This window comes from Streptomyces yerevanensis, from assembly GCF_000716805.1.
GTDB classification, from domain to species: Bacteria; Actinomycetota; Actinomycetes; order Streptomycetales; family Streptomycetaceae; genus Streptomyces; species Streptomyces flaveus.
The window spans coordinates 200,974-223,364 of the sequence record NZ_JNWJ01000003.1 but is presented as its reverse complement, the minus strand read 5'-3'; the positions used below and the strand labels follow the sequence as shown (position 1 = coordinate 223,364).

The window sequence follows — 22,391 nt, the reverse complement described above, 5'->3', positions numbered from 1 at the left end:
TCGTCGCGTCAGGTGCCCAGCGCCGCGAGCACCACGGACCTGGCCTCCTCCTGGACCTGGCGCAGATGGTCCGGGCCGAGGAAGGACTCCGCGTAGATCTTGTAGACGTCCTCGGTGCCCGAAGGGCGGGCCGCGAACCAGGCGTTGGCGGTGGCGACCTTGATGCCGCCGAGGGCGGCGCCGTTGCCGGGGGCCTCGGTGAGCACCGTGGTGACCGGCTCGCCGGCGAGGGTGTCGGCGGTGACCTGGCGCGGGGACAACTTGGCGAGCAGCGCCTTCTCCTCGCGGGAGGCCGGGGCGTCGACGCGCGCGTAGGCGGGGGCGCCGAAGCGGTCGGTGAGCTGCGCGTAGTGCTCCGAGGGCGTCTTGCCGGTGACGGCCACGATCTCGGAGGCGAGCAGGGCCAGGGTGATGCCGTCCTTGTCGGTGGTCCACACCGAGCCGTCGCGGCGCAGGAAGGACGCGCCCGCCGACTCCTCGCCGCCGAAGCCGAGCGTTGCGTCGGACAGGCCGTCCACGAACCACTTGAATCCGACCGGCACCTCGACCAGCTGCCGGCCGACGTCCGCCGCGACCCGGTCGATCATGCCGGACGACACCAGAGTCTTGCCGATCCCGGCGCCCGCGGGCCACTGCTCCCGGTGCGAGAACAGGTACGAAATCGCCACGGCCAGATAGTGGTTGGGGTTCATCAGACCCGCGTCCGGCGTGACGATGCCGTGCCGGTCGGCGTCGGCATCGTTGCCGGTGGCGATGTCGAACCGGTCGCGCTGCTCGATGAGCGAGGCCATGGCGTACGGCGAGGAGCAGTCCATACGGATCTTGCCGTCCCAGTCCAGCGTCATGAAGCGCCAGGTGGGGTCGGTGAGCGGGTTGACCACCGTGAGGTCGAGCGCGTGCTGTTCGGCGATCCGGCCCCAGTAGGCGACCGAGGCACCGCCCAGCGGATCGGCGCCGATGCGTACGCCGGCGGACCGGATCGCCTCCAGGTCCAGCACGTTCGGCAGGTCGGCCACATAGGCGCCGAGGAAGTCGTGGCGGCCGGTGCCGGATGCGGCAAGGGCGCGGGTGTAGGGGATGCGTCGTACGTCCTTCAGGCCGCCGGTGATGATCTCGTTGGCGCGGTCCTGGATCCAGGAGGTCGCCTCGGAACCGGCGGGGCCGCCGCTGGGCGGGTTGTACTTGAAGCCGCCGTCGGCGGGCGGGTTGTGCGAGGGGGTGACCACGACCCCGTCGGCGAGGCCGGAGGTGCGGTTGCGGTTGTGGGTGAGGATGGCGTGCGAGACCGCCGGGGTGGGCGTGTAGCCGTCGGCCTGGTCGATGAGGACGGTCACGTCGTTGGCGGCGAACACCTCCAGTGCCGTGATCCGTGCCGGCTCGGACAGGGCGTGGGTGTCGGCGCCGAGGAAGAGGGGGCCGTCGGTGCCCTGGGCGGTGCGGTACTCGCAGATGGCCTGGCTGGTGGCCGCGATGTGGTCCTCGTTGAACGCCGCCACGAGGGACGAGCCGCGGTGTCCCGAGGTGCCGAACGCCACCCGTTGCCCGGGCTCGGCGGGGTCGGGGTGCAGCGCGTAGTACGCCGTGACCAGGCGGGCCACATCGATGAGGTCCTCGGGTCCGGCGACCTGCCCTGCTCGTGCGTTCTGCATTTTCCCGCTCCTCCGCAAGGGTCGACCTTGTCGTACAGCCCTCATTCTCCCCTGCCCGCCCGCCGGGACGCCCAGCGGGCGGCTGTTGTGGCACGTGTCCAGCGGTCGCGACGACGCAGGTCGGCGAGCGAAGGGACACCGACGTGAGGCGTGAGGACCAACGGCCGCCCACCACCGTGCTGTTCGACCCGCCGGGCCCCGACTACGGGAAGCATGAGTCGGCGGTTGGCGACGCCGCAGTGCGGTACGTTGCTCGTCATGCTCACGACGCGCCTCGATCTTGCCCGGATCCGCGCGGCCCGCCGGGATATCAACCCGGTCTTTCTGGATACTCCGCTGTACCAGTGCGACGCGTTGGGACGCGAGCTCGGCTGCACGGTGAGTATCAAGCTGGAAACGGCGAACCCGGTGCGCAGCTTCAAGGCCCGCGGCACCGAACTTGTCGCCGGCCTGCTGACCGGCCAGGGCCGCACCGCCGCGGTGTGCGCCAGCGCCGGCAACCTCGGCCAGGCACTCGGCTGGTCCGGTCGCCGCCGTGGCCTGGACGTGACGGTCGTGGCATCCCGCAGGGCGCCCGCTGCCAAGCTCGCTCGAATCCGCGCGCTGGGTGCTGAATTGGAGCTGGTCGACGGCGACTTCGAGATGGCCCGCGAACGGGCCGTGACTATCGCTGAGCGGCGCGGCGTCCGGCTGGTCGAGGACAGCCTCGACATCGAGACCTGCGAGGGCGCGGCGACCATCGGCCTGGAACTGGCCAGTGGGGCGTCATCCTTCGACGCTGTCTTGATCGCCCTGGGCGGCGGCGCGATGGCCACCGGCGTGGGCTACGTCCTGAAGACCCTCTCGCCCGACGTCGAGGTGATCTGCGTGCAGCCCCTCGGCGCACCCGCGATGACCCGCTCCTGGCACCAGCGCCGGGTCGTCACCACCGACTCGACGGACACCATCGCCGACGGCGTCGCCGGCCGGTACCCCATCCCCGCGGTCCTGGACGACCTCCTCACGGTGGCCGACGACGCCGTCCTGGTCCACGAGGCGTCCATCGTCACGGGCATGCGGATGCTCCTGGAGCGCGCGGGCCTGGTCGTCGAACCCTCGGCGGCCCTCGGCGTCGCGGCCGTCCTGGAAGACCGTGACCGCTTCGCCGGCCGCCACGTGGCCACCATCATCTGCGGCAGCAACGTCGACCTGGACGCCTACCACCGCTGGGTCCGCACGTGAGCCGGCGAGACGGCAGGCGAGCCACGCAAACGTGAACGCCGCCGGCTCATCCAACCACTTCGACCTGGACGCCGCGGGGGACCCTCCCCGGTGTGCGGTGGTAGGACGGGGCTGTGATCGGCGCTGCGGACAGCAGCCAGAGCGCAGGCCGAACGAGGGGACCGCGAGAGGGAGTTGGGCATGGCGGCGGAGAACATCGATGATGTCGTGGACGGGCTTGCCGGGATCGTGCGGTTGACAGCGCGACCGGGTGGCCTCGTCCGGCCGGCCCTGCAGCTGATCCGGAGCACCGAGAGTGACGACGTGCCGGCCGTCATCACTCATCTGGACAACGCCATGGAGGGGCCCTCCGCCCGGCAGGGGACGAGGTGAGGCCGGCGGATTGACCGTCCGGCATCCCACTGGAGCCGGACCCGCGCACGGCTGGAGCAGCCCACCGCCGAACTGTCGGTGAGGCGGCTCAAGTTGGTGTCAGCTGAGGCGGCGGCAAGCGCGCCCGTCCGCTGCCGCATTTCGTGTCATGAATCCGATGACCGCAGCCGATGCGGCCAGTGCCGCCACACTGATGAGGGCGGTGGGCAGGGAGAACCAGTCCGCCATGAACCCGATGGCGGGTGGTCCCAGGAGCATGCCGCCGTAGCCGAGCGTGGAGGCGATCGCGACTCCGTCGGGGCCGGCCAGCGTGCCGGCGCGTTCGATGGCGACGGGGAAGAGGTTGGCGAGGCCGAGCCCGGTGATCACGAAGCCGAGGAGTGCTGCCCACAGGGAGGGGGCGAGCGCGCCGAGCAGCATGCCTGCGGCGGCGGTCGTGCCGCCGTATGCCAAGGTGCGGGTCTGGCCCAGGCGTTCGAGCATCTTTGTGCCGGTCAGCCGGCCGATGGTCATGGCGAGCGCGAAGCAGGAGTAGCCGACTGCCGCGACGCCCGGTGTGGCGTCCAGGTCCTGCTCCAGGTGCAGTGCGCTCCAGTCGGCCAGGGCTCCCTCGCCGTATGCCGTGCACAGGGCGATCAGACCGAAGGTGATCACAAGACCGCGGGTGCGGGTGTCCATGCGGCGGGGCGCGGACTCCTCGTGCGAGGCGTTCTCCGGCGGTGCCGGGGGACGGAGGCGCAGCAAGGCGGGACCCGCAAGGGTGGTGACGAGCAGACCGATCGCGGTGAGACCGAGCAGATGATGCGTTGGCGACAGCGTCCCTGCGACCAGCGCGCCGAGCCCGGCGCCGATCATTCCACCGAGGCTGAAAGCGGCGTGGAAGCTGGGCATGATGGGCCGTCGCAGCGCACGTACCAGGTCGACGGCGGCGCTGTTGAAGGCGACGTTTATCCCGCCGTATGCGGCGCCGAACGCGAGGAGTACGGCGCCGAGGGCGGGTGCTGAGTGGGTGAGTGGGGGCAGGGCGACGCTCAGCGACAGCAGGACGCCGCAGACCACCGTCACCGGGTGGCTCCCGAAGCGGCGGCAGAGTCGTCCGGTGAGGATCATCGTGACCACAGCGCCCGCAGAGACTCCGAGAAGTGCGAGGCCCAGTGCGCTGGCCGAGGCGCCGGTCTGCTCCTTGATGGCGGGGATGCGGACGACCCAGCCGGCGAAGATGAAGCCGTCCAGGGCGAAGAAGGTGGTGAGGGCGATACGGAGTCGGGTGAGGTCGTTGCCGTTGCCCGGCACGGCGTTGTGCGTTCGGGTTTTGTTTATTAGCGGCACAAAACGAGGCTAGAAGGCGTGCTGCAAGCGAAGCAAGAGCTGCGCTTCAGCGCAGTGGATGCAACGGGGTGAGTTCGGCGGCAGGTCTGCCTGTGACGATCGATTCGGCGAGGAGTCTGCCGCTCAGCGGCCCCAGGGCGATGCCCCACATCCCGTGGCCGCCGCAGACGTGGACGCGCGGTGAGCGGGTGGGGCCGACGAGGGGGAGGCCGTCGGCGGTGCAGGGGCGTGGTCCCACCCATGCGTCGGTGCGGCGGCCGAAGTCGGCGGCGGGCAGCAGGGGGCGCGCGGCGTCGACGATCGCCCGCACCCGGCGGGGGTCCGCGGGACGGTCGGGCCCGGTGAACTCCATCATTCCGGCGACCCGTACGCGGTCGCCCGCCGGAGTGCAGACCACGCGCTGCGCGGCGAAGTAGGTGGGCCGTGAAGGAAGACCCTCGCGCGGCAGGAGGAAGCTGTAGCCCCGGCCGGACTGGACCGGGGCGCGCACGCCGAAGGGTGCCGCCAGCCGGTCGAGCCAGGCTCCCGCGGCCAGGACGGCCACATCGGCGCGCACCTCGGTTCCGTCGGCGCTCCGCGCGGCGATCCCGGTACCGATGTCCCGGATCCGGGTGACCTCCCGCCCCGTGACGATCTTTCCGCCCCGGTCGCGGACCGAGTCGGCGAGGGCCGCGACATAGGCCCCGGGGTTGAGGTGGCGCTGGCCGTGCAGCCGTACCGCCGCATCGATCCGTTCGGACAGCGTCGGCTCCAGGTCCCGTGCCTCGGTGCCGGTGAGCAGGTCGTAGTCGACGCGCTGGCCCGCGGTGCGCACGGCCTCCAGTTCCTCGACGAACGGCGTGCGACCGGCCTGAGTGGTGAAGGCGATGAGGCACGGGTCGCTCGCCCGGGTCGGTTCCGTGACTCCGCCCCGGGCGAGCTCGTCGTACGCGGTGAGGGCACCGCGGTTGAGTGCGGCGAAGGCGCTCATCGCGACCTGCCAGCGCCGGCTCGTGCAGTTCCGGCCGAAGGACAGCAGGAAACGGGCCAGACGGGCGTCGGCGCGGGGCGGAACGTAGAGCGGCGAGGTGGGTGAGAACAGCGTCCGCAGTCCCAGCCGTAGGGCGCCCGGCTCGGGCAGCGGCACGGTGAGGGCCGGGGACAGCCAGCCGGCGTTCCCCCAGGAGGCCCCTGCCGCCACGCCCCGGCGGTCGACGACGGTGACCTCCACGCCTGCTTCCTGGAGATACCAGGCCGTGGCCAGTCCCGCCATGCCCGCGCCGACCACGAGCGCGCTGCGAGGCGTTGTCATGTTTCATCCCCTCCCGCCGAAGCGACGGCCGGCCTGCGCTCCCCTGTACGGGTCGCCCTCTCGAAGGCGTATCCGGCGTCGAGGACTGCCCGGTCCTGTCGGTGCGGACCGACCATCTGCAGTCCGACCGGCAGACCCGCCGGGGTGAAACCGGCCGGCACCGACAGCGCCGGACAGCCGGTGACGGAGATCAGGTAGGCCGAGCGCATCCAGTCCAGATAGGTCTCCATCGGCGTGCCGTCCACGGAGGCCGGGTAGGGCAGCCGGATGTCGAACGGGGCGACCTGGCTCACCGGCAGCAGCAGGAGGTCGTACGACTCGAAGAACTCCCGGATCCGGTGGAAGAGGGCGGCCTGCAGCATCTGCGCACGCCCGAGGTCCGGACCCGTGAGCTTGCGGCCTTCCTCGATGTTCCACACCACGTCCGTCGCCATCCGGTGGCGGTGCTCGTCCAGCAGGGAGCCGTAGGCGAGTTCCATCTGCCAGGCACGCTGGACGAGGAACACCTCGTCGGCCCCGGACAGGTCCGGGCAGGCCTCCTCGACCTCGCAGCCGAGCGAGGCGAAGACGTCGACGGCCGGGCGCAGCGCGTCCCGTACCTCCGCGTCGACGGGGACGGTCCCGCCGAGATCGGGTGACCAGGCGACCCGCAGACCGCGTACGTCCCCCTCCAGCGGCCCGGCGAAGGCGGAACCCGGTGTTTCGAGGGCGAGCGGGCTGCGCGGGTCGGGGCCCGCGAGCACGGACAGGGACAGCGCCACGTCCGTCACCGTGCGGGCCATCGGGCCCTTCACCGAGAGCTGCCCCCACGGCGCCTTGTCGGGCCACGAGGGAACCCGCCCGGGGGAGGGGCGCAGTCCGACGACGTTGTTGAAGGAGGCGGGATTGCGCAGCGAGCCGCCGGTGTCGCTGCCGTCGGCCAGCGGCTGCATCCCGCAGGCCAGGGCCGCGCCGGCACCGCCGCTGCTGCCGCCCGCGCTGCGGAAGGGGTCGTACGGGTTGCGGGTGGCCCCGAAGACGGGGTTGACGGTGTGTGAACCCATGCCGAGTTCGGGCACGTTGGTCTTGCCGACGGTGATCGCCCCGGCCCTCCTCAGGCGTTCGACGACCAGGTGGTCCCGGCCGGGAACGCGGTCGGCGAAGAGCGGTGAGCCGTACGTCGTGCGGATGCCCGCGGTGTCGTGGAGGTCCTTGTGCGCCACGGGCAACCCGTGCAGCGGGCCGACCTCCGCCCCCGCCGCCAGCCGCGCGTCGGCCTCGGCCGCCTGCTCCAGCGCCCGCTCGGGGACGAGGGTGACGATGGCGTTCACCGCCGGATTGACGCGCTCGATCTGTTCGAGGTGGGCGGCGACGACCTCCCGGGCGGACACGTCACGGCGCCTGATGGCGGCGGCGAGTTCGGTGGCGGTCCAGAAGCAGAGATCCGTGGTGGTCACGGTGTGGTTCACAACCCTCCGATCGTTTCCTTGAGTTGTACGACGGCCAGCACTCCGAAGAGGACGAAGGAGCCGGCCAGCAGCACGTTCGAGGCGGCCTTGTTCCGGAACGGCCGCTGGACGCCCCGGCGGTTGAGCAGGACCAGCAGCGCCCCGGACAGCAGAGGCAGGATCAGTGAGCCGACGGCGGCGTACGTCAGGACCAGACGCACCGGCCGTCCCAGGAACGTGACGGCGACGGCGGCGGCCGCCACGTAGAGAAGGAAGGCGCGGAACGGGCGGCTGTACTGGGCGATGTGGGGCTCGGCCGCGTCGTCCGGGACGCCGCGCATGGTCCGCAGGGAGTCGGCCAGCAGATAGCACAGGGCGTTGAACCCGCCGACCAGCGCGCTCAGCGTCACGAGGAAGAACGTGCCGAGGAACAGCACACGGGCCACCGATCCCAGATCGGCGCCGAGTGGGTCGGCGAGCGCGGCCAGCCCTTCGTTGCCTGTGATGGTCCGCCCGCTGCCGTGGAGCAGGCCTGTTCCCACCACCGTGGTGCACAGCACGAACAGGAAGGTGAGGGTGTAACTCACCGCGGAATCCGCGCGCATGACGGGCAGTCGGCTGCGGTCCCGCCAGCCCTTCTCCCGCACCCAGTAGCTGTACGAGGCGATCCCGGCCGTGCCGCCCACGCCGCCGATGAGGGCGAGCACCGTCACCAGGTCCCCCTCCGGCAGCCTCGGGCGCACCGAGGAGAGCAGGCCCGGCAGGTCGTCGGCGGTGGCGAGGGTGGCGACCGCCAGGACGACCATGCCGAGGAACTTGGCCAGCATGAAGACGCTCATCACCCGCTCGAACACCGCGTACCGGCCGACGTACACGATCGCGGCGGACGCCAGCGCGATCCCGATGGCCACCGGCCGCAGCGGCAGGGCGGGGAACAGCGTGGTCAGCGCCAAGGACGCCACCGAACTCAGCGCTGCCCCGTAGAGCAGCCCGATGACCAGGACGAACACGAAGAACGCCACCGGCAGCCAGCGGCCGGCCGAACGCAGGCTCGCGATCACGGTCTGCCCGGAGGCCATGTACAGGCGCCCCACCGCCTCGGTGAGCGCGAACTTCAGGACGACGCCGATGAGGATCGCCCACAGCAGGGCCATCCCGTAGCCGGCGGCGCCCGCGAGCGAGGTCACCATGTCGCCCGCGCCCACGCTCGCGGCCGCCAGCACCAGTCCGGGGCCCAGAAGCGCGAGCCGCCCGCGCAGGGAGGTGGGGAGGGGCGCGGGTTCGGTGGATTCGGCCGCTTGGTGCCGAAGGGAACTTCCAGGCGTCGCAGTCACGTCGACCATCTCCGTACGTGGGTGAGTTACGGGGTCATGGGTTCGTGCGGCTCATGAGGTCCTGTCGGTCCCCATGGCAGGTTCAGGCATGCTGACGGAAGGGAACAAGAATCTCGGCCGAAGTGACGGAATCGGCCATATGCTTGGTCCGATGGACGCACCACAGACCGGTCCCGTGGCGGATTCGCTGGACCGGCGCATCATCAGCGCGCTGCAGATCGACGGCCGGGCCTCCTGGCACCGCATCGCGGCGGCGCTCGGCGAACCCGAACGCACCGTGGTCCGCCGGGGCGCCCGGCTGCTGGAGTCCGGACTGGTGCGCATCGGTGCCATGGAGGCGCGCGGCCGCAGCACGGTGGTCGGCGTGCGCTGTTCTCCCGGACAGGCACGGGTGGCCGCGATGGCACTGGCCCGCCGCCCCGACTGCGTTTTCGCCCACGTGCTGACCGGAACCCCGGACTGCGTCGCGGAGTTGCTCTGCCCGCGTGACCGTCTCGCCGGCCTGGTGATGGACGAGTTGCCGGGGCTGCCGGGCGTGGTGGAGACCTTCACGTACCCGGTGCTGCGCCATGTCCGGACGATCCGCGAATGGCACGCGGGCCTGCTCACCGATACCGAGATCGACGAACTGAGGGGAGCGTCGTCCGAGGCCTCCGCGCCCCCGCTCACCGGTGATGTGCTGCCGACCGGCGATGCGACACAGGAACTCTCCCGCCAGGACCGGCTGTTGCTGCACGCCCTGGCCGAGGACGGGCGCTGCACGTACGACGAACTCGCCCGTATCGCCGGGGTCTCGGAAGCCACCGCCAGACGGCGGCTGGGTGCGCTGAGGCGGGAGGGCAGGGTGCGCATCCGGGCCGTGATCGAGCCGACGCTCCTCGGACTGCCCGTGGAAGCGGTGCTGTGGGTGCGCACCGCGCCGTCCAGGGTCGAGGCGGTCACGGCGGCACTGACGCAGTCCGTCCACGTCCGGTACGTCAGCTTCATCGCCGGTGAACGTCAGATCCTGGTCCTGGGGGCCTTCCCCGACGAGCCGGCCCTCTACGACTTCGTGACGGGGTCCGGCTGGCTGGAGGACGTGATGTCGTTGGGAGTCTCGATGGTCCTGACCTCGCTGAAGCGGGGCGGGATGCTCGCCCCGTGGCTGTGAGACGGGTGCGCGGCCCGGAAGCAGTCCGTCCACGGGACAGGTTGCGTCCAGGGAAGTGGTGTACGTGTTCTCGCCGTCGGGTGAACGGTGACCCTCTGACGGCGGGGCACAGCGACCGCGTACCGTGGAGGCATCACAACCGGAGGTCACGCACATGTCCGCGCTACCGCACGAGCCGGGCCCGCAGGCCGCGGATCCGCACCGACTCGAACACGCCGAGGGCCCGCAGACGCTCGCCGAGCTGCGCACCGCGCTCGCGGTGATCAGCCCCGAAGTGTTGACCGCTTTCAATGCGCGGCTCGACGCCGCGACGTTCGGTGAGGAGCACGCCGAGGTCATCGCCAAGGCCCGCCGCACCGTGGCGTTCTCGAACCGCGCCGAGGTGTCGGCCCCCGAAGCGGCCTCCACCGACGATACGGATGGGGCCGACGGTACGGACGGGGCGCGGCCGACCGAGGATCTGTGGGCTCACCTTGACGTGCGGGACAACGCCTGACGACCCCATCACGCAGGCCCGCCGGCTCGGCCTGGCCAAGCGCTTGCCGGTCGTGCCGCTCCTCGTACCAGGCGCACCCCTCACATCGCATCCGCGTCGAGCACGGCAGCGCCGCCGACGCCAGCCTCTGAACACGCAGTGCCGCACTGGCCCCGTTGCGGTCCCGGGAGGAGCATGGGAGGTGAGCGACCAAGGAGGGTCGTCATGGAGACCGGAGCCTCGGATTACGACCGCTGGCTGTACTCGCACACGCCATCCCAGGCCGAGGGCGAGCGCGACGAACCGGCCGAGCGTGCGGCCATGGAGCAGCACCCGGACGTGCCCAGAACCGAGCCGTCCCAGGCGGAGGGCGAGAGGGTGGACGACATCCGGACCACATGACCGCCGATAAATGATCAACGAAGGGTACAAGCGGCAGAGCCCCGGTACCGCGCGACGCGGTCCGGGGCTCGACAGCGTTCGGCACCGACTGAGAGCGATTGAGCCCGCGCTCAATATCAGGCTGGAAGGGTGCCGGAAGCGGGACAAGGGGCCGCAAGCCGAACAGGGCTGACGCCGGACAGATCGTGCGCCGTCATGCTGTTGCGGTCGGCGACCGAGCGGCCTAGTGCGTGGTGCGGCCACAGGCCTCCGGCCACCCGGCGGCTGCGCTCGCCCCATTCGCGGGCCGCGGCGCTGCTGGTCTTGTAGTGGTTGAGGGCGTAGCCGCCGGAGTGGATCCTCAGCAGGCAGAAGCCGCCGGGATAGTCCTTGACGGCGCTGACCTCCTGCAGGGTGACGTGCGGGGCCTGCGGCAGGACGGTGCGCTTGTTGCGGTGGGTGTGGCCCGCGTGGTGCAGGAAGACACCGGGCGCGGCGGCATAGGCCTCGAGGATGGAGCGGGCCTGGCGGCGGCCCAGGCGCTGCCCCCGGGACACGGGGAAGAGGGAGTCCCGTACGGTCAGCGGATGGTGACCGAACACGATGGTGGGCTGGTCCCTGTGCTCCTTCAACCGGGCCCGGAACCAGGACAGTTGCTCGGCACCGAGCCCGCCCGCGTCGGCGCCGTTGCCGTCCTTCTCGTACGTGTCGAGCCCGATGATCCGCAGCCCGCCGAGGTCGCGGGCGAAGTACGCGGGACCCTCGCCGCCGAGGAACCCGTCACGGAAGGCGTCATCATCGCCGCGGCGACGGGGCCGGTCGTGGTTCCCGCGTACGACGAAGTAGTCCTGCCCGTGTGGGCCGAAGCCGTCCAGGATCCGCTTGGCCTCGGCCAGGTCCCGCGGCGCACCGCCGGCCGAGATGTCTCCCGCGGCCAGCAGCAGGTCAGCCCCACGCCGCCGGGCCTCCTCCACCAGGGCGCGGCTCATGATCTCCGGATACGGCGCGAGCCCCGGCTCCTGCGCCACCCCGCGCATCAGGGGTACGCCGGCCATGAGACCGGAGGTGGTCTCCCCGACATGGAGGTCGTTGCAGAGCGCGATCGACAGCAGATGCCGCCCCGGCGGGGGCTGCGGTGTGGTGAAGGAGTACGGACCCCCGCTCGAGCCGAGCCCGTAGAGGTTGGTGCCGACGGCGTTGCCGCGGATGAGGTGCAGCGGTGTGGGCGTGGCGGCCCTGCCTCGCGAGCGGGCCTGGTAATAGTACGTCTGCCCCGGCTCCAGGCCCGTGAGCTCCACCTGGTGGTGCGCGGTGGGCCGGTCTTCTGCCGCGCTGCGGTCCAGCCGGGCGGGGTGAGTGCCGTAGACGACCTCGCCCTCCGTGACGGCGGGGAGCATGTGGCCCAGCCCGTCGTCGGTGCCGGGTATACCCGTGTACCAGGTGATGACGGCGCTGTCCTCGGTCAGGGTGCCCAGCTCCAGGTGGACGGCGGCCAGGGTGTCGGGGTGACGGTGCTGGCTTTTGCGTGCGGGGCCGTGGAGGGCGGCGGCAGCGGCCCGCAGCAGAGTGGGGGCGAGGAGGGCGCCGGATCGTACGACTTCACACGGTGAGGGCAGGGCCGACAGGGCCGCGAGGGGGGCGGAGAAACAGCAGCGCATGCCTGAGTATGTGCCCGCGCGCAGTGAACACCGACGGCGGTGTCGGCGGCGGTGCCGGGTATGGAATGCGACAACTCCGCCCTGTTGCCGACTTTTCGATCTTTCTCCGTGCTTCGCGCTCTAGTTCACGCAGGCTCAACAGCGTTGTACCGCAAGGGGTTTGGCGGGACCTTGGGGGGCGTCCCGCACGCTGCTTCGGAGTGGCACACCGGCAAGCCGGCCGCGCCTCTCACCCGGACGTGTTTTTCGCCACCTTCTTCACGCGGTTGCCCTGGGCCATAGCCGGGTTGAGCGCGTCGCGCCTCGACAGCGCCTTCTACGAGGACTTCAAGCGCGTCTGCGCCAACTACGGCGGCGGGACGGTCCAGTCGTAGGACGACCGGGCCGGTTCGTGGTGGAGGCAGGCGCGGTCAGCTGTCCGGCGTGGTTTCGCGGGTGCTGCGGTCGGTGGGCAGGGGCTGGTCGCGGGTGGCGGCCCAGGAGGCGAGGAGCTGCAGGGCGTCGTGCTCGGGTGTGCCGGGAGCGGTGCTGTAGGCGGTGAGGGTCAGGCCGGGCTGGGCGGGCAGTTCCATGGCGTCGAAGTCGAGGGTGAGGACGCCGACGGCGGGGTGGTGGAAGGATTTGCGGCCGGTGTGGTGCAGGCGCACGTTGTGCTTGGCCCAGGCGGTGCGGAACTCCTCGTTGCGGGTGACGAGTTCGCCGATGAGTCCGGTCAGGTCACGGTCGTGCGGGGCGCGTCCTGCCTCGGTGCGCAGCAGGGCGACGGTGGTGTTCACGGACTCCTCCCAGTTGGGGAAGAAGTCGTGGCCGCGCGGATCGAGGAACTGGAAGCGGGCGATGTTGGCCGTCTTCGTGGCGTGGTCGGAAAAGAGGGGCGAGTACAGGGCGCGGCCGAGGCGGTTGGCGGCCAGGATGTCCAGGCGGCCGTTGCGTATGAAGGCGGGGGAGTCGGTCATGGACTCCAGGACGCGCAGGACGCTGTCGGGCAGGGGGCCGCGGCGTTTGGCCCGGCGGGCGGGACGCTTGGCGGCGGCGCGCGCCAGGTCGTAGAGGTGGGCGCGTTCGGCGTCGTCGAGCTGGAGGGCGTTCGCCACGGCGTCCAGGACTTCCTCTGAGGCTCCGGCGAGGTGTCCGCGCTCCAGTCGGACGTAGTAGTCGATGCTGACGCCGGCGAGGAGGGCGACTTCTTCGCGGCGCAGGCCCGGCACGCGCCGGTTGCCGCCGTAGGCGGGCAGGTCGGCCTGCTGGGGTGTGATCTTGGCGCGGCGGGAGGCCAGGAACTCGCGGATGTCGCCCTCGGTACTCACGCATTCAAGGCTAGATCGGGCGGCGTACGCGTGGGGGGTTCTGTCAGTACCGGTAACGGCAGACCCTTCTCCAGCTCATTGGCCTGCGTTTTCCTCGATGACGAAGCGGTCGGGGCCGAGGCCGAGGACCTCCTCGCCCAGGTCGACGCCTCTCGCGCGCTGGGCTCGGGCCTCGCCCACACCGACGCCGCCTGACCCATCCCCCAACCCCGCCCATCTGAGAGAGACACCATGGAATTCGTCAAGCAGCAGGCCACTGTCAAGGCTCCCGCGGACTGGTTCACCGGCGACGTCTGGTTCGACGTGATCTACGCGGGCCAGGAGCCGTCCCGGATGCGCGCCAACATGGTCCGCTTCTCCCCGGGCGCCCGTACCCACTGGCACTCGCACGTGCTGGGCCAGACCCTGCACGTCGTCTCCGGCATCGCCCTGATCGGCACCCGTGACGGCACCGTCTTCGAAGCCCATCCCGGCCAGACCGTCACCTGCCCCCCGAACGAGGAGCACTGGCACGGCGCCACCCCCGACCGCTTCATGGAGCACATCGCCATGTGGGAGGGCAAGGGCGACGGCAGCGAGGAGACCACCTGGAACGAGCCGGTCACCGACGAGCAGTACAGCCGCCCCCGCAGCCGCTGACCGGCCCGTGCCGGGAGGCGGCGGACCGGCTCCCGCTCTGTCACCCGGCCGACGTACGAGCCGGCGGCCCGAGTATCTGCGGCAGTCGGGGCGGCGCCACACCACCGACGAGGAAAGCAACGGTCCGTACGTGAGCACGGGCTCCCTGGGCCTGTGACCCGCGGATCGAACGAGAGGAACTTCGATGACCGACCAACAGAAGCAGATCGGCGGCGGACGCCGCACGATCGGTGATTTCGCTCCGAAGCTCGCCGAGCTCACCGACGACGTCCTGTTCGAGGACGTGTGGAATCGTACCGAGCTGGCCGCTCGCGACCGCAGCCTGATCACCGTCGCCGTCCTCGTCGCAGGCGGCGACGCGGACCAGCTCAGCTTCCACCTCGGACGAGCGAAGGAGAACGGCGTCACCGAGACCGAACTCATCGAGGCGATCACTCACCTCGCCTTCTACGCCGGCTGGCCCAGGGCGATGACGGCGATCACGACCGCGAAGCAGGTCTTCTCGGCCTGAATGCCAGGGTAGGAGCTGCCAGGGCGCCTCCCGGAGGCGAACCCGTACAGCGGCTTGGAAGAGAAGGAGGCACTCCCATGCGGGGAGCAGGCGTGCACGTTGCCGATGAGGCTCTCGGGCTCCCAGGGGTGGAGCCCGGCCGTGCCTCTCGGTTGCGAGGGGTGGTGCGATCGTGAGCCGGATCCTGGTGACCGGTTCCGCCGACGGCCTGGGACGTGCCGCGGCGGATTCGCTGCTGTCCGCGGGACACGACGTGGTGGTGCACGCCCGGAACCGCCGGCGCGCGGCGGGCCTCGACGCGCTGGTCGGCCGTGGGGCACAGGTCGTGGTGGGCGACTTCATGGAACGTGACGCCGTACGGGGCGTCGCCGCCGAGCTGAACGACGCCGAGCCGCTCGACGCGGTCATCCACAACGCCGGCGTGTGGAGCGGGCCGGCGGTCATGCCGGTCAACATCGTCGCACCGTACCTGCTCACGGCCCTGCTCCGCGGCCCCCGCCGGCTGGTGTACCTGAGCAGCGGCTCCCATTTCGGGGGGCGTCCCTCGCTCGACGGCGTGGACTGGCGGGGCGAGAGCGCGGGCTCGTACTCCGACAGCAAGCTGTTCGTCACGACACTGGCGGCCGCGGTGGCTCGTCTGCGCCCCGGGGTGCTGAGCAACGCCGTGGACCCGGGCTGGGTGCCGACGAAGATGGGCGGACCGGGCGCACCGGACGATCTGGAACTCGGCCATCGCACGCAGGAGTGGCTCGCCGCCGGCGACGAACCCGAGGCCCTGACGACCGGCGGGTACTGGTACCACCGCCAGCGGCAGCAGCCGCACCACGCGGTGAACGACGAGACGTTCCAGGACCGCCTCCTGGAGGCGTTGGCCGAGGAGACGGGCACCACACTTTGAGCGGTCACCGCCGACAGCGTTGAGGGACTCCACGTCCCTCGTGGTGTGTGGTTCATGCCGTGCACGTGGCGTCGGTGGTGTTGGCACGTCGGCCCCGGCAGGCGCCGGGGCCGACCCGGTCACGAGCCGGCAGCGGCCTCCGGGCGTGGTTGCCGGTAGGGCTTCACCGCGCGGCGGGCGATGGCGAAGCGGTGCGTCTCCGACGGGCCGTCGTAGATCCGAAACGGCCGTACCTCCCTGAGCAGGCGTGCCAGGGGAGCGTCGGCGGCCGAGATGCCGAGTGCTCCGCAGATCTGCACCGCCCGGTCGACGACCCGGTTCACGGCCTCCGCCACGAAGGTCTTGGACACCGACGTGAGTTGCGCGGCGGCGGCGGAGCCGGTGTCCAGTTCCCAAGCGGTGCGCAGGATCAGGGCGCGGCTCGCCTCGATGTCGATCTCGGAGTCGGCCAGCATCTGCTGCACCATGCCGAGGTCCCCCAGCACGGAGCCGAACGCCATCCGGGTGCCCGCCCGCTCCAGCGCGACGTCCTGGGCGCGACGGGCGGCTCCCAGCCAGCGCATGCAGTGGGTCATACGGGCGGGGCCGAGCCGGACCTGGGCGTTCTCGAAGCCGCGGTCCACGGCTCCGAGCACCCGGTCATCGCTCACCACGCAGTCCTCGAAGGCGAGTTCGCTGTGTCCGGCGAAGATGCTCTCGTCCAGGGTCTCGATGTCCCGGACGACGCGCATGCCCGGGGTGTCGGCGTCGACCAGGAACATGGTGGCGCCGCCCGGGTCGCCCGGACTGCCGGAGGTGCGGGCCATGACGATCGCGAAGCCGGCGCCATGGGCCCCGCTGATGAACCACTTGCGGCCGTCGATGCGCCACCCGCCGGGGACCCGGGTCGCGGTGGTCCGCAGGGAGCGGGGGTCGGCGCCCGCGCCCGGAGCCGGTTCGGTCATCGCGAAGCAGGACCGCACCTCGCCCGCGGCGAGCGGCCGCAGGAAGCGGGCCTTCTGCTCCTCCGTGGCCACCTTCTCCAGCAGATGCATATTGCCCTCATCAGGGGCGGCGCAGTTCAGCGCCAGGGGGCCCAGCAGCGAGTACCCGGCGGCCTCGAACACCACCGCCTGTCCGCGCAGGTCGAGCCCGTGCCCGCCCCACCGCGCCGGCACATGCGGCGCGAACACGCCTGCCTCGCGGGCACCTTTCTGCAGGGTCTCGCGCAGGGCCTCCGGAGCGTCGTGCACCGACCCGCCGCACTCGCGCTCGGCCGGGATGACCACCTCGCGTACGAACTCCGCGGTGGCCGTGGCGAGTCGGGCGACAGGTGGATCGACATCGAACTGAATGGGCACGGTTCCTCCCGCCGACGGGCTACGGGCACCGATGCCCGTCGCGTCCTAGAAACTGTACAGCGTCTTCAGTATCTTGCTGCGTGGCGCTCGACGTGAGGAGCGTTGGATCTGAGGAGCGCTTGATCTGGGGAGCACTCGGCCCGGCGGTCCTCGACGACGGAAGAAGACCCCTATGAGCACCCAGCCGGTCCGTGTCGTCCGTCATCCCGACGGAGTCGTCGAGCTGAGGCTGGAGGACCCCGGGAGAGGCAACGCCCTGGACCTCCCGACGGCCGAGGCGCTGCGGGACGCGACCGCCGAGGTGGCCGCCGATCCGGGCGGCGCGGTTCTGCTGCGGGCGGCAGGCGCCGCCTTCTGCGTGGGCGGTGACCTGCGTGCCTTCGCCGGCCGGGGCGAGGAGACGGGCGCCTATGTGCACGCCGTGGCGACCGCCGCACACGCGGCGGTGCGGACTCTGTACGAGCTGCCCGTGCCCGTGGTGACCGCCGTGCGCGGCGCCGCCGCGGGCGGCGGGATCGGTCTCGCCCTGGTCGGCGACATCGTCCTGGCCGCACGGTCGGCGCGCTTCCGGCTGGCGTACACGGCGATGGGGCTCACCCCGGACTGCGGGGCCACCTGGCTCCTGCCGCGCCTGGTGGGCCCCCGTCTGGCGACGGACCTGGTCCTCACCAATCGGGTCCTCACGGGCGACGAGGCCGAGCGGCTCGGCCTGGTCTCCCGGGCCGTCGAGGGCGGCGAAGTGGACGAGGTCGCGTACCGGACCGCCGCCGAACTGGCAGGTGGGGCGGGTGAGGCGCTGCGTGCCGCGAAGCGCCTGCTGCGTGACGGTGCCGACGACGGGCTGAGCCGTCACCTCGACGAGGAGGCGCGGCTGATCGCCGGCCTGGCGGGGAGCGACGAGGCGCAGGCGCGGATGACCGCGTTCCTGGCCCCGCGGGTTCGTACACGGGGGCGCAGTGGCCAGTCCGCGCCAAGCAGTCCGGAAAGTGTTTCTTGATTACCTCTTCACTAACACCTCCGCCGGAGCGTAACCTCCGGGCAACACAGAACTGAGGAACCGGGCGACAGCACCGGGGAAATGGTGTGGCGATGCAATCTGCTGCCGTGGGCCGGACGGACGCTCTCGACGAGAACCTCACCGAAGCCGTGGTCGACCTCGTTCTGCGTGGGATGTGGCGCGGCAGGCCCGAGTCGGACCACCGCCCTCTGGTCGACGCCGGGCTGGCCATGGTGAAGGGCCCGATGGTGCTGCCGACCGAGCCTGCCAGGGCAGCCGCGGCGCGGATCCTGCGGGTTTCCGCCGGTTCCGAACAGGAGCAGCGGATCACCGCCGCCTACGAGGCCTTCCTGCCCGTCAACAGGACACTCCGCGAGGTGTGCACGGCCTGGCAGTGCCGGCCCGACGGCACGGTCAACGACCACAGCGACAGTGTCTACGACGCCGGGGTGCGCGAGTCGCTGGAAGACGTGCACGAGGCCATCCAGCCCGTACTGCGCAGGCTGGACGGGCTTCCGTCGGGCAGCGGGAGTTATGTCACGGCGCTGGAGGAAGCCCTCGACCGCTTCGACGACGGCGCGGTGGAGTGGCTGGCCTCGCCCCTGTGCGACTCGTACCACACCGTGTGGATGCGGCTGCACCAGGAACTGCTGCTGGTTCTGGGGATCAGCCGGGCGCAGGACGAGGCGCTCGAAGAGGAACTGGTCACCAGGAGCCGGGGTTGAGCATCACCGACCGCCACTCCGGCGCACTCGCACAGACGTACACCCCCAGCCACGCCCTGGTGCCCTACGGCCAGGGACGGATCCGAGGGCTGGACGCCGGTGAACTGGGTACGCACGGCATCGCCATGGACCGGCTGGTGGCCCTCGGGCTCCCAGTGGTGCCCGGACTGACGGTGTCGGCGGGCTCGGCCGCGTCGCTGTGCGAGCCGGGTACCGCCCGCGCCGCCCTGGACCTCGTGGAGCAACTGTCGGGACGGCGGATCGGCGACCGGAGCAGGCCGCTGCTGCTGCGTCTGTCGGCGAGCGCGTCGACCGAGGTCGCCGGGCTGCCGCCGGAACTCGCCTGCATCGGTATCACCCCGGCCGACGCCGATGGCATCCGTGCCGTCATCGGCCGCGACGATGTGCTGTACGAGGTATGGGCGGCCACCGTCCGGATGATCGCAGAGTACGCCCTTGACGTGCCCGCACCGGAGCTCGACGACGCATCGCTCGACGCCCCTGATGCCAGGGCCCGCGTCGACGCACTGCTCTCGACGGTCGCCCGGCATGCCGAGCGGCCGTACCCCGACGACCCGGCCGAGCAGCTCGCGCTGGCCGCTCGGGCGGTGCTGGGGCGGTGGGCCTCACCCCGGGCCAGGCGATCCCGCAAAGCCCAGCGGCTCCCCGCGGAGCTGGGCATCGCACTGCATGTCCAGGCCGTGCGCATCGGACCATGGGACCACTCCGGCTTCGGCACGGCGGTCAGCCGGCACCCCGACAGCGGCCGCTTCTCGCCGCAGGGCTCCTTTTTCCGGGGCGTACGCCGCAGCGCGCCGCCCCCGCGCACGGGCGAGCCGCTGGAGAAGCTGGGCGGGAGTTCCGCGCTGCTCGAGCACTCGCTGCTCACCCTCGAACGTCATCTGCACGCCCCGGTCACCGTCGACTTCGAGGTGCGCGACGGCGAGATCTCGCTGCTGGCCGCCTCGGCGCAGAGCCGCCCGCCGCTCCGTGCGGCGGTGTGCCTCGCCGCGGACCTGGCCGGGGACGGAGCACTCGACCGGGAAGAAGCCGTACGACGGATCAGCCCCGCGCAGGTGCAGGAACTGCTGCACCCCCAGCTCCGGCTGACCGGCGGCGAGCAGCTCCTGGTGAAGGGACTGCCCGCCTCCCCGGGGGCGGCGACCGGCGCGATCGTCCTGTCGAGCGAACGTGCCCTCGAACTGGCCGCGGACGGCACGCAGGTCGTGCTCGTGGCCCACGAGACTTCTCCGGCCGACGTCCCCGGAATGCTGGCCGCGGCCGCCGTACTGACCGGCAGCGGCGGCATCGCCTCGCATGCCGCGGTCGTGGCGCGGGGCGCGGGCAAACCCGCCGTGTGCGGCGCCGAGGGACTGCGCGCCGACCGGGCCGCCGGCACCGTACAGATCGGGGACCGGGTGCTGCGCGAGGGCGACGCCGTCTCGCTGGACGGCCGTACCGGAGCCGTCTACGAGGGGACACTGAGCGTCAGTGTCGCCGGACCGCCGCCCGAACTGTCCACCCTGCTGGAGTGGGCGGACGGCATGCGCCGGCTGGGCGTGCGGGCCAACGCCGACACCGCCGCGGAGGTGAGCACCGCCGTCGCCCTGGGCGCGGAGGGTGTGGGGCTGTGCCGTACGGAGCACCAGTTCCTCGGCGACCGGCTGCCGCTGATCCGCCGGGTGATCCTGGCCGCCGACGCCGAGGCTCGCGACGAGGCGCTGTCGGCACTGGAAGAGGCTCAGCACGAGGACTTCAAGGCCCTGCTGGCCGCGGTGGGGGACCGGCCGGTGACCGTACGCCTGCTGGACGCCCCGCTGCACGAGTTCCTGCCTGCTGCCGGGGAGGCTCAGGATGCCGCCGAGGAGCAGCGGGCCGCCGCACTGCGCGAGGCGAATCCGATGCTCGGTCTGCGCGGCGTGCGCCTGGCCCTGTTGCACGAGAGGCTCTACCCGGCGCAGGCCGAGGCGCTCTTCACGGCCTGGGCCGATGTCGCCGCCACCGGAGTCCGGCCCGAGCTGGAAGTGATGATCCCGCTCGTCAGCCTGCCGGAGGAACTGGCCGCCGCGGCCGCGTACGTACGGGGCGCCGCCGAGGCGGTAGCCGCACGCACCGGCGTGCAGGTCCCGTACCGGCTCGGCACGATGATCGAGACACCGCGGGCCGCGCTGCTGGCCGCCGAACTCGCCGAACACGCCGAGTTCTTCTCCTTCGGCACCAACGACCTCACCCAGCTCACCTACGGGTTCTCCCGCGACGACGTCGAGCGCCAGGTACTCGCCTCCTACCAGGAACGCGGGTTCCTGATGGCCAGCCCGTTCGCCCGGCTCGATCCACACGGGGTGGGCGCGCTGATCGCCCTGGCGGTGGAGCGGGCACGGAGCGTACGCCCGGACATCAAGCTGGGCGTGTGCGGTGAGCACGGCGGAGACCCGGAGTCCATCGCCTTCTGCGACGAGCTGGGTCTCGACTACGTCTCCTGCTCCGCGCACCGCGTGCCGGTCGCCCGGATGGCGGCGGCCCACAGTGCCGTGCGGGAGCAGCGCGACGAGAGCGGGAGCGCATGATGACGAGCACCGTGACCGACGGCACGGCCCTGTCCGACGCCGAACTGGACGACCTGCGCGAGACCGTACGGTCGGTGTGCGCCGACGCGGGCGGTACCGCCGCGGTGCGCCGGCTGTCCGAGCAATCCCCGGGCATCGACGCCAAGTTGTGGGACACCCTCGGCGGGCAGGTCGGCCTCGCGGCCCTTGGTCTGCCCGAGGCGACCGGAGGCATCGGCGGCCTCGCCGAGATCGCTGCGGTGTGCGAGGAGTTGGGCCGGACCCTGACGCCGGTGCCCCTGCTGTCGTCCACCGTGCTGGCCGGGCAGGTGCTGGCAGGCTGCGGCACGGCCGAGCGGGCACTGGAGGAGCTGGCCGAGGGCAAGGTGCACGCCCTGGCGGTGGCGGCGCCCGACGGAGTGTGGCGGCCGGACGCGGTGCCGGTGGCCGTCACCTGGCGGGGCGGCGTCCCGCTCCTCGACGGCACCGCTCCCTTCGTACTGGACGGTGCCGACGCCGAGGGACTGGTCGTCGCCGCTACCGGAGCCGACGGCCTGGACCTCTTCCTCGCCGACCCGCGCGAGCCCGGGATGACAGTCCGCCGGGTACCCACCCTGGACCTCAGCCGCGGACAGGCGGTGGTCTCCTTCTCCGGCGCCCGTGCCCGGCCCCTGACCGCCGGGGGAGAGGGAGCGGACATCGTGAGCCGCGCCCTGGACGTGGCCATGGTGGCCCTGGCCGCCGAGCAACTCGGCGGCGCGCAGGCCGCGTTGGACATGACGGTGGCCCATGTACGCGACCGCACACAGTTCGGCAGGGCCATCGGCGGCTTCCAGGCGATCAAGCACACCTGTGCCGACATGCTGCTCCAGGTCGAAGCCGCGCGGTCGGCGGTCGTGCGCGCGGTCCGCGCGGCCGACTCGTCCGAGTCGCTGGCCGAGGCGGCGGCGGTGGCGCAGGCATGGTGCGGCGAGGCGTTCGTGTTCGTGGCCGCCGAGTGCGTCCAACTGCACGGCGGCATGGGCTTCACCTGGGAGCACGACGCGCACCTCTACTTCCGGCGCGCCCAGTCCGACGCCGTCCTACTGGGCGGCGCCGCACACCATCGGGAACGGCTGGCCGGACTGCTGGGCTGGTGACT

21 protein-coding genes are annotated in these 22,391 nt (G+C 71.7%); 13 read left to right on the top strand and 8 right to left on the bottom strand.

Translation table 11 applies throughout. The features are described 5' to 3' along the window. Window positions 1–8: 8 nt before the first annotated feature. Complete coding sequence (gene pgm, locus OP79_RS04585) at window positions 9–1,649, bottom strand: phosphoglucomutase (alpha-D-glucose-1,6-bisphosphate-dependent) (RefSeq protein WP_033318614.1); 1,641 nt, start codon at window positions 1,647–1,649, stop codon at window positions 9–11. A gap of 258 nt (window positions 1,650–1,907) precedes the next feature. Between pgm and OP79_RS04580 the strand changes: the two genes are divergently transcribed. Together OP79_RS04580 and OP79_RS04575 are read left to right on the top strand one after the other, a co-directional pair. After that, a complete protein-coding gene (locus OP79_RS04580; protein WP_033318729.1) occupies window positions 1,908–2,870 on the top strand; it encodes a threonine ammonia-lyase in 963 nt (320 codons plus the stop codon). A 180-nt stretch (window positions 2,871–3,050) separates the two neighbouring features. Continuing rightward, entirely contained in the window at window positions 3,051–3,242 is a 192-nt protein-coding gene (locus tag OP79_RS04575; protein ID WP_033318613.1) for a hypothetical protein, read from the top strand. 99 nt (window positions 3,243–3,341) lie between these two features. On the opposite strand, the gene OP79_RS04570 is transcribed toward OP79_RS04575, so the two are convergent. From OP79_RS04570 to OP79_RS04555, 4 genes are read right to left on the bottom strand one after another with little or no spacing between them, the layout of a single operon-like run. After that, a complete protein-coding gene (locus tag OP79_RS04570) occupies window positions 3,342–4,571 on the bottom strand; it encodes an MFS transporter (RefSeq protein WP_425428550.1) in 1,230 nt (409 codons plus the stop codon). A 46-nt stretch (window positions 4,572–4,617) separates the two neighbouring features. Further along, window positions 4,618–5,862 carry an NAD(P)/FAD-dependent oxidoreductase gene (locus OP79_RS04565; RefSeq protein ID WP_033318611.1) on the bottom strand — a complete coding sequence of 415 codons (1,245 nt, stop codon included), beginning with the start codon at window positions 5,860–5,862 and terminating at the stop codon, window positions 4,618–4,620. Then, window positions 5,859–7,310 carry an amidase gene (locus OP79_RS04560; RefSeq protein WP_051744411.1) on the bottom strand — a complete coding sequence of 484 codons (1,452 nt, stop codon included), beginning with the start codon at window positions 7,308–7,310 and terminating at the stop codon, window positions 5,859–5,861. Before OP79_RS04560 ends, OP79_RS04565 begins: the two co-directional genes overlap by 4 nt. Continuing rightward, window positions 7,307–8,632, bottom strand: a complete 1,326-nt coding sequence (locus tag OP79_RS04555; RefSeq protein ID WP_033318610.1) for an Nramp family divalent metal transporter — start codon at window positions 8,630–8,632, stop codon at window positions 7,307–7,309. Before OP79_RS04555 ends, OP79_RS04560 begins: the two co-directional genes overlap by 4 nt. Before the next feature lie 142 nt (window positions 8,633–8,774). On the opposite strand from OP79_RS04555, the gene OP79_RS04550 reads away from it, so the two are divergent. From OP79_RS04550 to OP79_RS55900, 3 genes are all read left to right on the top strand, one after another. Continuing rightward, window positions 8,775–9,773, top strand: coding sequence for an Lrp/AsnC family transcriptional regulator (locus OP79_RS04550; RefSeq protein ID WP_033318727.1), 999 nt, complete (start codon window positions 8,775–8,777; stop codon window positions 9,771–9,773). Window positions 9,774–9,927: 154 nt separating this feature from the next. After that, a complete protein-coding gene (locus OP79_RS04545) occupies window positions 9,928–10,269 on the top strand; it encodes a hypothetical protein (protein WP_033318609.1) in 342 nt (113 codons plus the stop codon). Window positions 10,270–10,473: 204 nt separating this feature from the next. Beyond that, window positions 10,474–10,650 carry a hypothetical protein gene (locus OP79_RS55900; RefSeq protein WP_169786179.1) on the top strand — a complete coding sequence of 59 codons (177 nt, stop codon included), beginning with the start codon at window positions 10,474–10,476 and terminating at the stop codon, window positions 10,648–10,650. A gap of 116 nt (window positions 10,651–10,766) precedes the next feature. On the opposite strand, the gene OP79_RS04540 is transcribed toward OP79_RS55900, so the two are convergent. Then, window positions 10,767–12,287, bottom strand: coding sequence for a purple acid phosphatase family protein (locus tag OP79_RS04540; RefSeq protein WP_051744410.1), 1,521 nt, complete (start codon window positions 12,285–12,287; stop codon window positions 10,767–10,769). A gap of 200 nt (window positions 12,288–12,487) precedes the next feature. On the opposite strand from OP79_RS04540, the gene OP79_RS55180 reads away from it, so the two are divergent. Next, window positions 12,488–12,661, top strand: coding sequence for a hypothetical protein (locus OP79_RS55180; RefSeq protein ID WP_157857278.1), 174 nt, complete (start codon window positions 12,488–12,490; stop codon window positions 12,659–12,661). 36 nt (window positions 12,662–12,697) lie between these two features. Here OP79_RS55180 and OP79_RS04535 read toward each other — a convergent pair whose 3' ends face one another. Next, window positions 12,698–13,594, bottom strand: coding sequence for a helix-turn-helix transcriptional regulator (locus tag OP79_RS04535; protein WP_033318608.1), 897 nt, complete (start codon window positions 13,592–13,594; stop codon window positions 12,698–12,700). 231 nt (window positions 13,595–13,825) lie between these two features. Here OP79_RS04535 and OP79_RS04530 point away from each other — a divergent pair, with 231 nt between their 5' ends. The 3 genes from OP79_RS04530 to OP79_RS04520 all read left to right on the top strand — a co-directional run bounded on the left by OP79_RS04530 (window position 13,826) and on the right by OP79_RS04520 (window position 15,642). Then, window positions 13,826–14,233, top strand: a complete 408-nt coding sequence (locus OP79_RS04530; protein ID WP_033318607.1) for a (R)-mandelonitrile lyase — start codon at window positions 13,826–13,828, stop codon at window positions 14,231–14,233. A 184-nt stretch (window positions 14,234–14,417) separates the two neighbouring features. Further along, window positions 14,418–14,744: a carboxymuconolactone decarboxylase family protein gene (locus OP79_RS04525; RefSeq protein ID WP_033318606.1), complete on the top strand. Its 327-nt coding sequence runs from the start codon at window positions 14,418–14,420 to the stop codon at window positions 14,742–14,744. A gap of 172 nt (window positions 14,745–14,916) precedes the next feature. Continuing rightward, the gene (locus OP79_RS04520) at window positions 14,917–15,642 is read left to right on the top strand and encodes an SDR family NAD(P)-dependent oxidoreductase (RefSeq protein WP_033318605.1); all 726 of its coding nucleotides are present in this window, start codon (window positions 14,917–14,919) and stop codon (window positions 15,640–15,642) included. A 119-nt stretch (window positions 15,643–15,761) separates the two neighbouring features. Here the strand turns inward: OP79_RS04520 and OP79_RS04515 are convergent, their stop codons facing one another. Beyond that, on the bottom strand, window positions 15,762–16,982 hold the full coding sequence (locus OP79_RS04515; protein WP_033318604.1) for an acyl-CoA dehydrogenase family protein: 1,221 nt from the start codon (window positions 16,980–16,982) through the stop codon (window positions 15,762–15,764). 172 nt (window positions 16,983–17,154) lie between these two features. On the opposite strand from OP79_RS04515, the gene OP79_RS04510 reads away from it, so the two are divergent. The 4 genes from OP79_RS04510 (at window position 17,155) to OP79_RS04495 (ending at window position 22,389) form a co-directional block, all read left to right on the top strand. Continuing rightward, window positions 17,155–17,979, top strand: coding sequence for an enoyl-CoA hydratase/isomerase family protein (locus OP79_RS04510; RefSeq protein ID WP_033318603.1), 825 nt, complete (start codon window positions 17,155–17,157; stop codon window positions 17,977–17,979). Window positions 17,980–18,071: 92 nt separating this feature from the next. Continuing rightward, the gene (locus OP79_RS04505) at window positions 18,072–18,704 is read left to right on the top strand and encodes a hypothetical protein (RefSeq protein WP_245685216.1); all 633 of its coding nucleotides are present in this window, start codon (window positions 18,072–18,074) and stop codon (window positions 18,702–18,704) included. Next, entirely contained in the window at window positions 18,701–21,271 is a 2,571-nt protein-coding gene (locus tag OP79_RS04500) for a putative PEP-binding protein (RefSeq protein WP_033318601.1), read from the top strand. The genes OP79_RS04505 and OP79_RS04500 overlap by 4 nt, the downstream gene beginning before the upstream one ends. Continuing rightward, complete coding sequence (locus OP79_RS04495; protein ID WP_051744409.1) at window positions 21,268–22,389, top strand: acyl-CoA dehydrogenase family protein; 1,122 nt, start codon at window positions 21,268–21,270, stop codon at window positions 22,387–22,389. Before OP79_RS04500 ends, OP79_RS04495 begins: the two co-directional genes overlap by 4 nt. Window positions 22,390–22,391: the final 2 nt, after the last annotated feature.